The organism is Prosthecobacter sp. (assembly GCF_049294395.1).
In the GTDB taxonomy this organism is placed as follows: domain Bacteria; phylum Verrucomicrobiota; class Verrucomicrobiia; order Verrucomicrobiales; family Verrucomicrobiaceae; genus Prosthecobacter.
Genome location: NZ_JBAQCR010000392.1, coordinates 121,900 through 137,086, shown reverse-complemented (window position 1 = coordinate 137,086; position 15,187 = coordinate 121,900). Strand labels below are relative to the sequence as shown.

Annotated in this window: 13 protein-coding genes; 2 read left to right on the top strand and 11 right to left on the bottom strand. The window is 59.9% G+C overall.

The genetic code is table 11. The features are described 5' to 3' along the window. Window positions 1-9: 9 nt before the first annotated feature. The 11 genes from WAW39_RS26845 to WAW39_RS26795 form a co-directional block, all read right to left on the bottom strand. The gene (locus tag WAW39_RS26845) at window positions 10-771 is read right to left on the bottom strand and encodes a glycosyltransferase family 32 protein (RefSeq protein ID WP_422322236.1); all 762 of its coding nucleotides are present in this window, start codon (window positions 769-771) and stop codon (window positions 10-12) included. Between the two features lie 351 nt (window positions 772-1,122). Beyond that, window positions 1,123-1,710, bottom strand: coding sequence for a hypothetical protein (locus WAW39_RS26840; RefSeq protein ID WP_422322235.1), 588 nt, complete (start codon window positions 1,708-1,710; stop codon window positions 1,123-1,125). Between the two features lie 39 nt (window positions 1,711-1,749). Next, window positions 1,750-2,472 (bottom strand): glycosyltransferase family 32 protein, encoded by a 723-nt coding sequence (locus WAW39_RS26835; RefSeq protein WP_422322289.1) that lies wholly within the window; start codon window positions 2,470-2,472, stop codon window positions 1,750-1,752. Between the two features lie 69 nt (window positions 2,473-2,541). Beyond that, window positions 2,542-3,801 carry a glycosyltransferase gene (locus WAW39_RS26830; protein WP_422322234.1) on the bottom strand — a complete coding sequence of 420 codons (1,260 nt, stop codon included), beginning with the start codon at window positions 3,799-3,801 and terminating at the stop codon, window positions 2,542-2,544. After that, window positions 3,798-5,045, bottom strand: coding sequence for a glycosyltransferase (locus WAW39_RS26825; protein ID WP_422322233.1), 1,248 nt, complete (start codon window positions 5,043-5,045; stop codon window positions 3,798-3,800). Before WAW39_RS26825 ends, WAW39_RS26830 begins: the two co-directional genes overlap by 4 nt. After that, on the bottom strand, window positions 5,042-6,316 hold the full coding sequence (locus WAW39_RS26820) for a glycosyltransferase (protein ID WP_422322232.1): 1,275 nt from the start codon (window positions 6,314-6,316) through the stop codon (window positions 5,042-5,044). The genes WAW39_RS26825 and WAW39_RS26820 overlap by 4 nt, the downstream gene beginning before the upstream one ends. Next, complete coding sequence (locus tag WAW39_RS26815; RefSeq protein ID WP_422322231.1) at window positions 6,313-7,563, bottom strand: glycosyltransferase; 1,251 nt, start codon at window positions 7,561-7,563, stop codon at window positions 6,313-6,315. The genes WAW39_RS26820 and WAW39_RS26815 overlap by 4 nt, the downstream gene beginning before the upstream one ends. A gap of 7 nt (window positions 7,564-7,570) precedes the next feature. Further along, window positions 7,571-8,815 (bottom strand): glycosyltransferase, encoded by a 1,245-nt coding sequence (locus WAW39_RS26810; RefSeq protein WP_422322230.1) that lies wholly within the window; start codon window positions 8,813-8,815, stop codon window positions 7,571-7,573. After that, window positions 8,808-10,076: an MFS transporter gene (locus WAW39_RS26805; protein ID WP_422322229.1), complete on the bottom strand. Its 1,269-nt coding sequence runs from the start codon at window positions 10,074-10,076 to the stop codon at window positions 8,808-8,810. Before WAW39_RS26805 ends, WAW39_RS26810 begins: the two co-directional genes overlap by 8 nt. Beyond that, a complete protein-coding gene (locus WAW39_RS26800) occupies window positions 10,073-10,741 on the bottom strand; it encodes a hypothetical protein (protein ID WP_422322228.1) in 669 nt (222 codons plus the stop codon). Before WAW39_RS26800 ends, WAW39_RS26805 begins: the two co-directional genes overlap by 4 nt. A gap of 89 nt (window positions 10,742-10,830) precedes the next feature. After that, window positions 10,831-12,006: a PQQ-binding-like beta-propeller repeat protein gene (locus WAW39_RS26795; RefSeq protein ID WP_422322227.1), complete on the bottom strand. Its 1,176-nt coding sequence runs from the start codon at window positions 12,004-12,006 to the stop codon at window positions 10,831-10,833. Between the two features lie 132 nt (window positions 12,007-12,138). Here WAW39_RS26795 and WAW39_RS26790 point away from each other — a divergent pair, with 132 nt between their 5' ends. Both WAW39_RS26790 and WAW39_RS26785 read left to right on the top strand, forming a co-directional pair. After that, window positions 12,139-13,932: a sulfurtransferase gene (locus WAW39_RS26790; protein ID WP_422322226.1), complete on the top strand. Its 1,794-nt coding sequence runs from the start codon at window positions 12,139-12,141 to the stop codon at window positions 13,930-13,932. After that, window positions 13,929-15,149, top strand: coding sequence for an AGE family epimerase/isomerase (locus WAW39_RS26785; protein ID WP_422322225.1), 1,221 nt, complete (start codon window positions 13,929-13,931; stop codon window positions 15,147-15,149). Before WAW39_RS26790 ends, WAW39_RS26785 begins: the two co-directional genes overlap by 4 nt. Window positions 15,150-15,187: the final 38 nt, after the last annotated feature.

The window sequence follows — 15,187 nt, the reverse complement described above, 5'->3', positions numbered from 1 at the left end:
ATCAAGCCGTTATTTGATTGTCATGGGAGGGCCGCCAAGCGCACGGCGTGGTTCCCAGCGCTGATGCAGACGAATCACTGCATAGATCAGCTTGGCCCATGGAGAAATCCAGGAGGCCTCGTAATGATGAATGGCGTAGGAGCCGAGTTCAGCAGCCAGCCTGCGACGGTTCTCAATGAGACGCTCCGTCGGCGCGGCCGGAAAAAACAGCTCGTGCGAATGAATGGTGATGTCCCCACCGCTCATTTGCAGGGCCACGAGGGCTTGATCACACAGCGCCATGCCATTTTTGATCACATAAGCGGAATAGTCTTCAGCCCACCGCCTGGGGCGAAATTCAGAGGCCATCAGCCGCATGATCTGCAACCAAACCGGGTGTCCGGCGGGCGAGGCCAGCAAAGCGCTGCAAATAAAATCCACTCCACGCATCCGCTGGCCGATGCCGTTGATTTCCCTTCCGGCCATGATGGATGATCCTTGCAGCAGCGGATCAAGCGGGCGCAGCACCTCAAAGTCCATGTCCGCATAAATGCCGCCCTGGCTGTGCATGTAAACAACGCGAATGAAGTCCATCTTGAGCGGCGCGGGCAGACGTTCGTAGAATTCAGCAAATTCGGGATACTGTTCACGAACCAGCCGGTGATTGTCTTCATGTGTCCACAACTGGTATTTCCAGCCAGGGTGATGCGTGCGCCATGAGTGCTGAAAATCGAGCAGGTGGAGCGGTATCTCCGGTGTGTTCCAAGTTTGGTGAATGATGCGCGGGATCATTAGGATCTACTATATTGCTGATGCGGCGTGAGATTGCGGGTTTTTGCATTTTTGTGCCAGCCAGATCTCGAGTTTTCCTGTATTAGAAAGCTGGCGCGTTTGCTCAGCAGACGCTGCCGCATCCCAGCATCGTTTTAACAACGGCAGGCCCTGCTTGAGACTGAACGAGTCACATTTACGTCATCGAATCTCCGCAGAATCCCAGCTCGAAGAGCCCGGTTCGCTCGCATTCTTTCCCGCCGAACGTTGCTTGCTTTTCACCCAAGAACCACGCGGGATTTATTGCGGTCAGGGGCATCACACGCCCTGCTCACTTGCTGAAGCCAGGCTGGAGGCATGAGATATGCACGCTCACCGCATGAACACCGAGATGCCTTCGTCAACGAGAGGCTTGGCGGCGCGGAGCTTTTTGTCGGCGGAGGAGAGCTGCTTGTCGCCGCTGAGATACTCCGGAATGTTTTCTGTGGTGGGGCTGAAGCGAATGCTCACCTTCCCCTCCAGCTTGCCGCCTTCAAAGTTGGCGTAACCACCGTAGTCCCATTCAAACCCGGCGATCTTGAAAGGCTTGCCGTTGATCTTTTCAACCTCTTCCACGGTCATTCCCGACTTGAGACCGTTTTCAAATTTCCAGGCCTTGCCCATGACGCGGATGTCGAACACGACCTTCTTCTTCTCGTTGTCGGGATCCCAGACGATCTCCAACTCGCGATCCGTGTCCGCAAACAACTTCGCGCCATCGATTTCCTCCCCCTCTGCACCGGGTATCTTCTGCAGCTTGAGGTTGTCCTTCCCATAGGCACGCTCGATGTCGGCAGCGGACATGCCGGGCTTGATCAAGCCCACGCGCTTACCGAGGACAATCGTGTTGTCCTTAGGGTCAAACTCATCGGCATGAAGGAAGGCGGTGAACAGCAGCAGGCAGGCGAGGATTCGGCTCATGCTGGGAATACGTCGACAACTGGGTCTCAAATCAAGCCGTTATTTGATCGTTGTGGGATCACCACCAAGCGCGCGGCGAGATTCCCAATGCTGACGCAGACGGATCACCGCATAGATCAGCCTGGCCCAGGGAGAAATCCAGCTGCCCTCGTAATGATGGATGGCATAGGAACCCAGCTTCGCAGCCTGCCTGCGGCGGTTCTCCACAAGACGCTCTGTCGGCGGGGCCGGAAAAAACAACTCGTGAGAATGAATGGTGACGTCCCCGACGGACTGGCTGCGTTCCTCCAGTTTTTCACTGAGCACCCTCATTGCCATTTCGATCACATAGTCAGAATAAGGCTCCAGTCTTCTCTTAAAGCGGTAGCGGGATGCCATCAGATGCATGATTTCCAGCCAAACCGGATGACCTGCGGGCGAGGCGATCAGCGCATTGCAGATAAAGTCGCTGCCACGCATCCGCTGGCCAATGCCGTGAAACTCCCGACCAGACAGGATGTTTGAACCCTCCAAAAGCGGGTCGAAGGGCTTGAGCACCTCGACATCCAGGTCTGAATAGATGCCGCCGTGGCGGTGCATATATGCCACGCGTGCAAAGTCCACCTTCAAGATATTCGGGGTCAGCTTGGTGAAAAAGTCTGCAAACTCCGGGTAGTGCTGCCGAACCAGGTCAAGGTTGTCAGCATCACTCCACAGCCGGTATTCCCAGCCAGGGTGATGCACGCGCCATGAATGCTGAAACTCGCGCAGGTCGCGTGGCATCTCCTGCCGGCCCCAAGTTTGGTGAATGATGCGTGGAATCATCTGAATCTACTCCCTTGTGGAAGTGCTTTAAGTTTGTGTGCCTTTGAATATTTGCGCGAGCCAGCGCTCGAGCTTTTCCGTGTCTGGACGCTGGCGCATGCGCTTAGCACAGGCTGCGGCACGCTGACGTATTCCGGAGTCCTCCAGGCATCTCCTTAACAGCGGCAGGGCGCGCTTAAGGTTGAATCCGCGTGTGCCAAGGGCCAGCCCGACCCCAAGGCGCACAACACGATCAGCATTGTCGAACTGATCGTGCGCCATGGGCACGATGAGCTGTGGCACGCCTGCGGCGAGGCACTGTGCGACGGTTCCCATGCCGCCGTGATGCACAAACGTGGCAGCATGAGGCAGCAACTGGCTGAAAGGAGCGTACTCCACGGCGTGAACCGATGCTGGCAACGAGGCCGGAAGCTGGGTGATGTCACGCGTCACAAAAACAGCGCGGCATTGAATCTGCGTGACGAGTCGCAGTGCTGTTTCGAAGAAGTCTCGCGCATGTCTGTGCCCGGTGCCTGCGGTAAAGAGCACGGGCTTGCCACCGGCCTCCATGAAGGTTTTCAATGCTGGAGACAGCGTCTCTTCATGGGATAAATCTTCGAGGGGGAAATCCCATTGCAGCAGGTTGCGCGGCCAGTCCGGTTGCGGCGGACCATACCAGTCGGGGAAAAGCGCCAGCACGCCATCCGGGGAGTCCCACCACTCCCAGCGCAAACTTTGGGGGGCAGGAACACCGTGATCATCGCAAGCTTTCCGGACGTGCTGATGCGCATAGTGGTCGAACGGATTGGGTCCTGAAAGCACCAGCCTGCGCAGGGCCAGAGGCAGCCTGCGCAGCCAGCGAAACGCGGGGATGAACAGCGGCGGTGCGTGCGCGCTGTTCACCAGCAGAGGGTAAGCGTGTACGGTCACCAGTGGAATGCCGTGTTTTTCGCGGATCAAGCGAGCTCCAAAGCAAGTCATGGGCGCGAGCATGAGGTCGGGCCGGCCATTGCGGGCCATCCAAAGCTCGATTGCGGCGGCGTAGTCACCCGTGGCGCGTCCTGCATAACCGTGTGCTACTTGGGTGCCTTCGATGATTTTGAACAGGCCTGGATGGGCGAGCATTTCATCAAAGTCATCCCGGGCCAGCGGCATGAAATCGACCCCAGCCCGCAGGCTGGCGCGTTCAAAGGCACGCGCTGCGATGAGCGTCACTCTGTGGTTGTGCTGCTTGAGGAGCCTGCCCAGCCAGATGAAGGGGAAGACATCTCCCGAGGTGCCGTGGGGCAGCAGGAGAATCTTCTTCATGAGCTCATTCGGGCCTCCAGCCATGCGATGAGTTGGTCGGCAGGCGGCTGCTGGCGCATGCGTTCAGCGCAGAGGGCGGCGCGGCGGCGGATGGTCTCATCGGTGAGACAGCGCTTCAGCAGGGGCATGGCGTGGGGCACATCAAAACGGTCCACACTGATGGTCAGCCCCGCGCCCAGACGCTCCACCCGGTCAGCATTGTCGAACTGATCATGGGCCATCGGCATGATGAGCTGGGGAATGCCTGCGGCGAAGCACTGGGCCACCGTGCCCTGGCCGCCGTGATGCACAAAGGCCTTGGCATGAGGCAGCAGCGTGCTGAAAGGCGCGTATTCGACGGCGTGAATGGAGGGAGGCAGTGCCGAAGGCAGCTGCTGAAGATGACGGGTGACGAAGACCGCGCGGCACTGCAGTTTCTCAACCAGCTTGACCGCGACCTCGAAAAAGCGATGGGCATGCATCGGCCCGCTGCCGGGAGTGAACAGCACCGGCTTGTCGCCCGACTTCAAAAACGAGACGAGATCCGGCGCCAGAGGCACATCGCCCAAGTCTTCCAAGGAAAAGTGCCATTGCAGCAGGTTCTGCGGCCAGTCGGGCTGGCGTTTGGCAAACCAGTCGGGGAACAGGGCCAGCACGCCATCCTGAGAGTGCCCCCACTCGCGCTCCAAGTCACGCGGCACGGCAACACCGTGCGTGGCGCACAGGGGTCTCAAAGCGGCCAGCGCGTGGCGATCAAAAGGGTTGGGCGCGGCAAAAATCAACTTCCTCATCCACAAAGGAAGCATGCGCAGCCAGCGAAATGCAGGCGTGAGCAAGGAGGGCTCATAGGCGCTTTGCATCATCAGAGGATAATGATGCACCGTCACCAAGGGCAAACCGAGTTTTTCACGCAGCAATCGTGCGCCATAGCAGGACTTTAGGCCGAGCATGAGATCGGGCCTGCCATGCGTGGACATCCAAGTCTCGACGGCTTCGACAAACTCACCAGCGGCCAGTCCGGAGTAGTGGTAAGCCAGCCGTGTACCTTCGAGCTTTTTGGACATGTCCGGGTTTTCGACCATCTCCCTTCCCAAAAGATTTTTCGTCGCCACGAACTTCAGTCCACTTTGTGCGGCATAGGAGGCGTAGTCTGGCGTGGTGATCAACGTCACGTCGTGGCCGCGTGCACGAAGCAGCTTGCCCAGCCAGTTTAGAGGCAGGATGTCGCCACAACTGCCGTAAGTCATGATTAGAATTTTTTTCATGGCGGGGATGGAGAATGAAGAAAGCCTTCAGCGCATCGGGCCTCCAGCCAGGAAGCGAGAGTGGTGACAGGCGGCCCTTGAGGCATCCGGCGGGCACATTCTCCGGCTTGATGGCGCAGGGAGTCTTGTTCCAGGCAGCGCCGCAACAATGGCAGCGCACGTTCGACGGTGAACTGGTCCAGGCTCAGCGCCAGCCCTGCGCCGAGCCGCTCCACGATGGCGGCGTTGTCTGGCTGATCATACGCCATCGGTGTGACGAGTTGTGGGATTCCCGCCTTGAAGCACTGCGAGAGCGTCCCCATCCCACCGTGATGCACGAACGCCGCCGCGTGGGGCAGCAGGACGCTGAATGGCGCGTAGCTTGTCACGAAGACAGACTGGGGCAGGCCGGTGGGAGCCTGATGGACATCGCGCGTGGCAAACACCGCCCGGCAGCCGAGACGGGCCGTGATTTCCGCCGCCATTTCAAAATAGCGGCGGGAATGCAGATGATGACTGCCCAGTGTGAAGACGACGGGCTTGTCTCCCGCAGTGAGAAACGTGGAAAGATCCGGCTCCAGCGGCCTTGCCTCAGCCAGATCTTCCAATGGGAAGTCCCATTGAAAGGTGTTCGGCGGCCAGTCAGGCTGGGGTGGGGCAAACCATTCGGGAAACAAGGCCAGGGAACCATCCGGCGAGTGCCACCAGTCACGCAATCGCCGTGGCGGTTTGACGCCTTGATCAGCGCAGCACTGACGCACATGCGGAAAGGCGTGATGATCGTAAGGCGCGATATTCGTGAGGAAGAATCGACGCAGTGGCACTGGCAGCAGTCGCAGCAGTCGCGCGAACGGCACGCTCAGCGGCACGGCATGCGCGCTGACGAACTGCAGCGTGCTCAGATGCGTGGAAATCAGCGGTGTGCCCAGCTTGGCCCGCAGCAGTGGCGCGGCGAAGTTCATGATCGGCGCCAGCATCAGATCCGGCCTGCCGTTGCGGCTGAGGTCCTCCATGACGGCCTCCACATATTTGGGAACACAGCGCCCGGCATAGGCATGAGTCAGCTTCAGGCTCTGATGCGGCCGCCAGAAGGCAGGATTGCGCACCAGCTCCTCGTAGCCGTCATTCTTCAGCGGCGCGAATTCCAATCCCGCCTGCAATGCGGCTTCTCGATAAGTCTCCAGCCAGACCAGCAGCACGCTATGCCCACGCGCCTGCATTTGCCGCCCGATCCAGATCAGTGGCAGCACATCACCTGTCGTGCCGTGCGGCATAAGAACGATGCGGCTCATAGGGCTTGCATGCGTTTTTCCAGCCACTCCATCAGCACGTCCGGAGCCCGCCGCTCGCGCATTCGCATGGCATAGGCACTGGCTTTCTCACGAAGGGTGTCATCCTCCAGGCAGCGCCGCAGCAGCGGCAGTGCACGTTCGACGGTGAAACGGCCCTGGCTGATGCTCAAACCCACGCCGAAACGCTTCACGCGATCTGCGTTGTCCGGCTGGTCCAGCGACATAGGCACCACGAGCTGCGGCAGTCCGGCCGCGAGGCACTGCGAAGTCGTGCCGATGCCACCGTGATGAACAAACGCACGTGCTCGTGGCAGGAGCTGACTGAACGGCGCATAAGCCGAGACGAACACTCCTGCGGGCAGACCGCTGGGGACTTGGTCTGTCTTCGGCGTGATGAAAATGGCACGACATCCCAGCTCACGGACCAGCTTTGCAGCCGTCGCGAAAAAGGCCTCGGCATGAAAGTGCCCGGTCCCTGCGGTGAAGAGCACCGGCTTCTCTCCTTCGGCCAGAAACTTGGCCAGCGCATCGTCCAGGGGGCGTTCTGCCGCCATGTCCTCCAGTGGGAAATCCCACTGCAGCAGGTTCTTCGGCCAGTCCGGCTGCGGCGGCGCGAACCAGTCTGGAAACAAGGTCAGCACGCCATCGGGCGAGTCCCACCACTTCTTCCACAAGCTGCGCGGTGTGACACCATGTTCAGCGCAGCAGCGCCTCACCGCCGGATAGGCAAAAAGGTCCAGCGGATTCGGGAACCACAGAATGAACCGGCGTAGCAGCAGAGGAAGCTGACGCAGCCAAAGGAACGGCGGAATGACGATGGGAGGCAGATGCGCCTTGATGATCATCATTGGGTAGAGATGCACTGTCACCAGAGGGATCCGCAGCTTCTCACGCAGCACTCGTGCTCCGAAACAGATCATCGGTGCCATCAACAGATCGGCGGGACCGTGTTGCGCAATGGCCGCTTCTGCAGCCGCCACGTAATCCCTGGCTGCACGACCACCATGCTTGTAGGCAGTGGCCAGCCCGATTCCCAGCTTCCAGAGACTCGGGGCTTTGAGCATTTGCTCCAGCTCATCGCCGTCCGTGGCCACAAAGTTCAATCCTGCCTGTCTGGCAATTGATTCATACCTCGGCGCGGTGACCAGCGTCACGCGATGTCCCCTCGCCATCAACTGGCGGCCCAGCCAGATGAAAGGATAGGTACTGCCCGAGGTGCCATAGGGTAGCAGCAGGACGTGGCTCATGCAGGAATCAGAGGGGGGCAATTCGGGTTTCAATCCAGGACAGCAGTGCTGCCGAACCATTGTCCTGCCGCAGCTTTGTCGCACAAGCCAGCGAAGTCTGTCGAATCGCCACATCCTCAAGCAACCTCTTCAAACAGCCGACCACACGCCCGGGTGTGAACTGCCCCACGCTGAGACCGATGCCAGCACCCAGGCGCTCCAGGCGGTCGGCGTTGTCAGGCTGGTCATGGGCCATTGCCATGATGAGCTGAGGCACACCGGCGGAAAAGCCCTGCGACATGGTGCCGATGCCCCCGTGGTGCACAAACACTGCTGCATGCTTCAGCAGCGTGCTAAAAGGGGCGTATTCGACCGTGAGAATGCTCGCAGGCAGATTCGGCGGCACCTGTTTCGGCTCACGCGTGACAAAGACCGCTCGGCAGCCGATGCGCTTGACGGCTTCCGCAGCGACGGCAAAAAAGCGTGAGGCCTGCACATTCGCACTGCCAGGGGTGAAGATGACCGGGCGCTCTCCATTTGCGAGAAACGCCTGCAACCCCGGTTGCAGCGTCTGCTCCGTCGCCAGATCTTCGAGCGGAAAAGTCCATTGCAGCAGATTGGCCGGCCAGTCCGGCTGTGGCGGTGCAAACCATGCGGGAAACAAGGCGAGCACGCCATCCGGTGAGTCCCACCACTCACGCCACAGACTGCGCGGTGGTTTGACGCCGTTCGCTTCGCAGATGCGGCGCACTTTGGGCAGCGCAAAGAGATCAACAGGATTCGGCAGTGAGAAGATCATCTTTTTGCACCACACCGGCAGCTTGTTGAAAAGGCGCATCATGGGATGCAGCAGCGGCGTCTCATGCACGCTCAAAAACACAGCCGGCTGCAGGTGCACGGTGATCAGCGGGATGCCATGCTTTTCACGGGCCAGACGCCCGGCAAATGCGGTGACGGGAGCCAGCATAAGATCGACCTTTCCACAGCTTTCGATGGCCGCGAGATAGGGCTCGACGGATTTGGCGGCGAACTCAAACACCACCTTCGTGCCGATGCCCGACTTCCAGATGCGGGGATCTCGGATCATGGCCTCGAATTCGTCCCTTTCCCCCAGCGAAATGAATTCAAGCCCGGCTTTGCGCGCCTGCTCTTCAAACAGGCATGCCGTGATCATTCTCACGCGATGCCCGCGCGCCATGAGCTGCCGCCCCAGCCAGATGAAGGGAAACACATCGCCGGCACTGCCGAATGGAAGCAGAAGGATCTCAGCCATGCGTCCAGCGTTTGAGCAATGCAGGCAGGGCCTGCGGGCGTGACATCGTCACATAGATGCCACCGATCACCGCACTGGCTCCGCAGAACCAGAAGATGTCTCCCGGAGTCCAGCCCAGGCGGGTGTTCAGCTCCTTTTGCAGCAAGGCGGCGGCACTGATACCCACCCACGAGAGCCACGAGGCGGCCCCCTGCACCGAGCCTTTGCGATCTGCCGGCGGCCGATGCTGCAGCACCGCCGCCAGCGGCACGATGAACATGCCACCGCCGATGCCCAGCAGGGTGAGGCAGACGGTGAATGCCGATCTGGAGATGTCCGCCAGCCCGAGCGCGAAACCCATGGTGGCCATGAGGAAGGCCCCAAGCGGAATGAGGCCATACTCCACATGGTCCCCGCTCAATTTTCCGGCAAGCAAACTGCCCGCCGCCATGCCGACGGCGAGGGCGACCTGCAAGGCGCTGTTTTCCATCGGTTTGATGTGCAGCACCTGCTCCGCATAGAGCACCAGGTTCATCTGGATGAGCACGGCGATGAAAAAGAAGCCCGTGTTGCCGAGATTGGCCCGCCACAGGTCACGGTCCGTACGCATCCATTTAAATTCGCGCCACAGGTCGCCGAGAAAGTTGAGGCGCAGCGGCTTGTCTGGGCTCGCGGCAGGCACGCGTGTGATGCCAAGGCTCATGAACCAGCCGATCATGGCCAGCGCCAGCAGAATGCCGCCCGACCACGCCGGCTTGCCCGCGAAGCTCTCCGCCAGCCAAGCGGCTGCCAGCGTGCCGAAGATCGCGGCCAGAAAGGTGAGCATCTCGATCACGCCATTAGCCCATGAGAGCTTGGCAGGAGGCACCACTTCTGGCAGCGAGCCATACTTGGATGCCGCAAAGAACGCGCTGTGCACTCCCATGAGGCAGATGCTCACGAGCTGCAGCCCCATCCTGCCGGAAGCCAGCGCATAGGTGGCGAAGATCATGATGGCGATCTCCATTGCCTTCACGCCGATCATCACATGCCGTTTGCTGAAGCGGTCGGCCATCCAGCCGCCAAACATGGAGAGCAGCAGAAACGGAATGGCAAAATACATTCCCGAGTCCGACACCAGCGCGTCGAGCTGCTCCTTGGGCAGCTTTTGCGCGATCACCAGATAGATGACCAGCCACTTGAGCACGTTGTCAGAGAACGCGCCTTGAAACTGCGTGCCCATCAGGTTCCAAAAGCCACGCTGCCATTTGGATTCAGGAGTTGGAGGGGAAGAAACGTTCATGCGCGTTGGGCGGCGGCTTGTTCGGGCGTGGGGCAGATTTTCTTCAGCACAAAATGCGTCGGCACAAAGACCACGAAGATGAGCAGCGCAAGCCATGTGACGAGATAAAGTTCGGGGCTCATCCAAGTCTGAGGATGCGCATCGTCCATGCCGAAAACGTAGTTCACGTTGCGCGGCAGATTGGGGTCCGAAAGAACAGCACCGGCCTTCGGCAGCCAAAAATAGGCCACGAGGCAGGAGGCCGAGGCCAAAACCGTCCAGCCTTTGAGCGCACGCTTGTCATAGCCCAGTCTGAACACGAGAAAGGCCAGCAGGAAGGGCAGCCAGCCATGAAAGAACGACAAGCCGCGCAGAAACAACGGCTTGGTGCCATCAAACATGTAGGCCGTCATGCCTGTCATCTTGAAGCCGCAGAGCTGCACGGCAAAATCCACGCACCACAATGCCTGCGGCAGCAGAATTCCCACCGCCGGCAGTGACAGGAGCAGCGGGCTTTCCCGCCATATCCCGACCAGCGCGAACAGCAGGGCGATGTCGCAAAAATAGAGAAAGTTCGTCGGGCCGTAGTGGTACCAGTAAACGGGAATCAAAACCACCATGAAGGCGGTGTAGGCGAGCTTGAGCCAGAGCGGGATGGCCTGGGTGGGGTGAGAACTGATGTTCATGCAAGGGGAGCATCCAACCATCGGCTCACTCTGGCCAATCGACCGTCTGTGAGCTTGTATTGAGAAAATGCATGCCCCCGGCACCCGGCCTACTGGACGCTCAGGCAGACCATGTCACCGGCGGCATTGCGCACGTAGACATGTCCGTTGGCCAGCACCGGAGCGCTCCAGCAGCGCCCGGTGAGCACCGGGGTGCGGGAGATGGGCTCAAATTTGGCGGCGCTGGCTTTGGCGATGATCAGCTCACCCTTGGCCGTCAGGACGATGAGCTTGCCATCGGCAGCCACGAGAGAGCAGAAACCGACGTCTGCCGCGCTCCATTTCTCCGTGCCGGTGGCGAAATCGATGCACTTCAGGCTGGCGGATTTGTCGGAATCGCCATCGCTACCATACAGATGGCCGTCGATCAGCACGCTGGAGTTGAATTGATTTTTCATCACCCGGCTGCGCCAGATCTCCTTGGGTTCGGCGGAGGCGAGATCGAGCAAGGCGCAGCCTTTGTTGTAACCGGTGGAGATGAAGAGCTGGGTGCCGCTGAGAATCGGATCCGCCGCGTTCACGCCGTAGCTGGTAGACCAGGTGTGCTCCCACAGCACGCTGCCGTTGCTTGGATCAACACCTTTGTAGGCGCGGCCGGAACTCAGCACGACCTGCCCCTTGCCATTCACTGTGATGGGATACGGCGTGCAGTAGCCGGAGTTGGCCTTGTCGCTGGTCCACACGGTCTTCCCCGTGGCTTTTTCAACCGCAGTACCGGCTTTGCCAACGTTCACAATGAGGAGCTTGCCAGCGACCAGCGGCGAACCTGCGAAACCCCAGTCCGGAATGTCGGCCTCGGTTTCCTTCTGGATGTTTTTCTGCCACACGATCTTGCCCGTGGCGGCATCGAAACAAAACAGATCGCCCCAGCGGCTCAGATGATATGCCTTGCTGTCTTCAATTGTCGGCGTGGCCGAGGTGCCCCCCTCGTAATACTTGTCGCCGAGATCGGCGGCATAGGAGTGCTTCCATACTTCCTTGCCACTCGTGGCATCGAAGCAGAAGACCGTGTCCTTGCCGTCCGCATGCCCCGTGGTGTACACACGACCGGCAGCCACGGTGAAGGAGGCAAAGCCGATGCCGATCTGCGCTTCCCAGACCTTTTTGACCGCCGTTTCAGACAGTTTTTCACTCGAAATGCCGTCATGATTGGGCCCGCGCCAGATCGGCCAGTCGGCGGCTTGCAGGGTGGCGGCGGCAAGAAGGAAAAGGAGCGTGGATTTCATACCCCCGGAATGGAGCGGGAACGGCCTGAAATGGCAAGCTTGATCTCGATTGCGCCCCACTGTTCCATTCCTGCGCGGCAAGTGCGGTTTGCACTCGCCGTCCGCCTGTTCTTGTGCTTTTTCACCTGCCCCATGCCAGCCACCGCCACGATCACCAACATCTCCTGCTATCAATTCGCCGAACTCTCCGGATTGAAGGAGATGCGCGCCCAGTTGCTGGAACGTTGCAAAGGCTGGGGGCTGAAGGGCACGATTTTGCTGAGCACGGAAGGAATCAACATGTTCGTGGCCGGCGTGCGGGAGAATGTGGACGCACTCGTGGATGAACTGCGCGCCATTCCTGGGCTGGCAGGACTGAAGCCGAAATACAGCGAGAGCGCGGAGCAGCCGTTCCGCCGCATGCTGGTGCGCATCAAGCAGGAGATCATCGCCTTCGGAGTCGAGGGCATCGAACCGGCGAAGTACACCTCGCCACGCCTGGAGCCCAAGGTCCTGAAGCAGTGGCTGGATGAAGGCCGCCCGGTCATTCTGTATGACACACGCAACGACTACGAAGTGAAGCTCGGCACTTTCAAAGGCGCCGTCGTGGCGGGGGTCGATTCCTTCCGCGAATTCCCCGAGGCCGTGCGCCGCCTGCCGCAAGAAATGAAGAAGGCGGAGATCGTGTCTTTCTGCACCGGCGGCATCCGCTGCGAAAAAGCCGCCCCATTCATGGAGCGCGAGGGCTTTGAGCATGTGTGGCAGCTTGAGGGCGGCATTTTGAAGTACTTCGAAGAATGCGGCAGCGCGCATTACGACGGCGAGTGTTTCGTCTTCGATCAACGCGTGGGGGTCGATCCCGGCCTGCATGAGACCGCCTCCTCGCAGTGCTTCGCCTGCCAGACTCCGCTCACTGCAGAAGAACAGGCCGATCCGCGCTACGTGGAGCATGTCTCCTGCCCGTACTGCTTCAAAACCTCCGAGGAACAGCAGCGCGAAAATCTGGCGCAGCGACATGCGGCGATCCTCCAGGCGGTGTCGCCGCTGCCGGGCAGCATGCCTTATGATCAAACGCGGCCGCTGAATGTGCCGGAGGCCTGTGATCACGCCACCATTCTGGACTGCCTCTGCCACGTGATGCCGCACATCCCGCGTGATCAATGGCTCGCGGTCTGTGAAGAAGGACGCATCGTGACGGATGATCAGGTGATCGTGCCGGCACATCATATCGTGCGTGCCGGAGAGCGCTACCTGCACCTGAAGCCTGCACAGCGTGAGCCGGATGTGAATGCGGACATCCGGGTGCTGTTTGAGGATGAGGCAATCATCGTGCTCAACAAACCCGCGCCGCTGCCGGTGCATGTGGGCGGCAGGTTCAATCGCAACACGCTGCAATACATCCTCAACACTGTCTGGCATCCGTTGAAGCCGCGCAGCGTCCACCGCTTGGATGCCAACACGACCGGTGTGACCGTGCTGTGCAAGACACGCCACTTTGCCAGCTTCGTACAGCCGCAGTTTGAGCGTGGAGAGGTCGAGAAGCTTTATCTCGCCCGCGTGAAAGGGCACCCGCCGCAGGATGCCTTTGTCTGCGATGCGCCCATCAGTGGCGAAGCCGGCAAGCTGGGAGGACGCTCCATCGATGCCGAAGGACAGGAGGCCCGAACCGAGTTCCGCGTGCTGCGGCGCGATGCCGGTGGCACGGCACTCCTTGAGGCCCGCCCGCTCACCGGACGCACGAATCAGATCCGCATCCATCTCTGGCATCTCGGCTTCCCGATCGTCGGTGATGCCGCCTATCTGGCCGATGGCGAAGTCGGGGAGACACAGACCCTGGCCGTGGGAGATCCCCCGCTCTGCCTGCACGCCCTGCGCATCACCTTCACGCATCCTTTGACGAAGGAACGCGTGACGTTTGAGGCAGAGCCGCCAGAGTGGGCGAAATGAACCTCACTCTTGCCGACCCACTTTATCGCCAGAACCTGAAGGCGCTCTACCGGGACACGTTGCTCAAAGACGTGATGCCCTTCTGGATGAAGCACGGCATGGATCGTGAGTTTGACGGCATCATCACCTCGCTGGACCGCGATGGATCGATCCTGGACACGGACAAGAGCATCTGGTTCCAAGGGCGGGCAGCTTGGATGCTCTCAACGCTTTACAACAATGTGGAAAAGCGCAGTGACTGGATCGAGGCGGCGGGATCATGCCTGGCGTTTCTGGAGAAGCACGGCTATTCCACGGATGGAAAACTGTTCTTCACGGTCACACGTGAGGGCAAACCGCTGCGCATGCGGCGTTATGTGTTCAGCGAGGCCTTTGCGTCGATTGCCCATGCAGCCTATGCAAAGGCCACGGGCGATGAAAGCTATGCTGAGCGCGCCAAGAGGGATTTCGCGACCTATTTGAAATTCTCCTTCGAGAAAGGTCTGATGCACCCGAAGATCGAGCCGAACACGCGGCCCATGATGAGCATCGGAGCCTTGATGATCGGCATCGCCACAGCGCAGGAACTTCGCGCCAACCTGGGTGATGTGAAGATTTCAGGACATAGCTGCTCCGAGTGGGCGGACCGCTTCATTTTGGAGATCCAGCAGTTCTTCTTCAAACCGGCCATCGGGGCATTGATGGAGATCGTTTCACCGGATGGATCGATCATCGACCATTTCGACGGCCGCACGCTGAACCCGGGCCATGCGCTGGAGTGTGCGTGGTTCATTCTGCATGAAGGCCGTAAGCGTGGTGAGAACAGCTACATCAAGCTCGGTCTGGAGATCCTCGACTGCATGTGGCAGCGCGGCTGGGACGAGGAGCACGGCGGCATTTTCCATTTCCGAGATGTGAAGGGCAAACCGGTGCAGGAATACTGGCACGACATGAAATTCTGGTGGCCGCACAACGAGGCCATCATCGCCACGCATCTGGCCTGGCACATCACTGGGGATGCCAAATACGCACAGTGGCACCAGCAGGTGCATGACTGGAGTTTTGCGCACTTTCCCGATGCGGCCTACGGTGAGTGGTTTGGCTACCTGCACCGGGATGGCTCCCCATCCTCCCAGCTGAAGGGCAGCATGTGGAAGGGGCCGTTCCATCTGCCGCGCATGCTGTGGTACTGCGGGCAGTTGCTCGAAGAACACGGCATCCCATCAGATTCCTTGTAACAAAACCCTGAGAGCGAGGTTGAGCACCTGAGCGGCGC

Excerpts from the sequence above, each read along its gene's own strand:
- WAW39_RS26830 (WP_422322234.1), bottom strand. The coding sequence starts at position 3,801 with ATGAAGAAGATTCTCCTGCTGCCCCACGGCACCTCGGGAGATGTCTTC.
- WAW39_RS26845 (WP_422322236.1), bottom strand. The coding sequence starts at position 771 with ATGATCCCGCGCATCATTCACCAAACTTGGAACACACCGGAGATACCG.
- WAW39_RS26835 (WP_422322289.1), bottom strand. The coding sequence starts at position 2,472 with ATGCCACGCGACCTGCGCGAGTTTCAGCATTCATGGCGCGTGCATCAC.
- WAW39_RS26810 (WP_422322230.1), bottom strand. The coding sequence starts at position 8,815 with ATGGCTGAGATCCTTCTGCTTCCATTCGGCAGTGCCGGCGATGTGTTT.
- WAW39_RS26825 (WP_422322233.1), bottom strand. The coding sequence starts at position 5,045 with ATGAAAAAAATTCTAATCATGACTTACGGCAGTTGTGGCGACATCCTG.
- WAW39_RS26820 (WP_422322232.1), bottom strand. The coding sequence starts at position 6,316 with ATGAGCCGCATCGTTCTTATGCCGCACGGCACGACAGGTGATGTGCTG.
- WAW39_RS26805 (WP_422322229.1), bottom strand. The coding sequence starts at position 10,076 with ATGAACGTTTCTTCCCCTCCAACTCCTGAATCCAAATGGCAGCGTGGC.
- WAW39_RS26785 (WP_422322225.1), top strand. The coding sequence starts at position 13,929 with ATGAACCTCACTCTTGCCGACCCACTTTATCGCCAGAACCTGAAGGCG.
- WAW39_RS26795 (WP_422322227.1), bottom strand. The coding sequence starts at position 12,006 with ATGAAATCCACGCTCCTTTTCCTTCTTGCCGCCGCCACCCTGCAAGCC.
- WAW39_RS26790 (WP_422322226.1), top strand. The coding sequence starts at position 12,139 with ATGCCAGCCACCGCCACGATCACCAACATCTCCTGCTATCAATTCGCC.
- WAW39_RS26800 (WP_422322228.1), bottom strand. The coding sequence starts at position 10,741 with ATGAACATCAGTTCTCACCCCACCCAGGCCATCCCGCTCTGGCTCAAG.
- WAW39_RS26815 (WP_422322231.1), bottom strand. The coding sequence starts at position 7,563 with ATGAGCCACGTCCTGCTGCTACCCTATGGCACCTCGGGCAGTACCTAT.
- WAW39_RS26840 (WP_422322235.1), bottom strand. The coding sequence starts at position 1,710 with ATGAGCCGAATCCTCGCCTGCCTGCTGCTGTTCACCGCCTTCCTTCAT.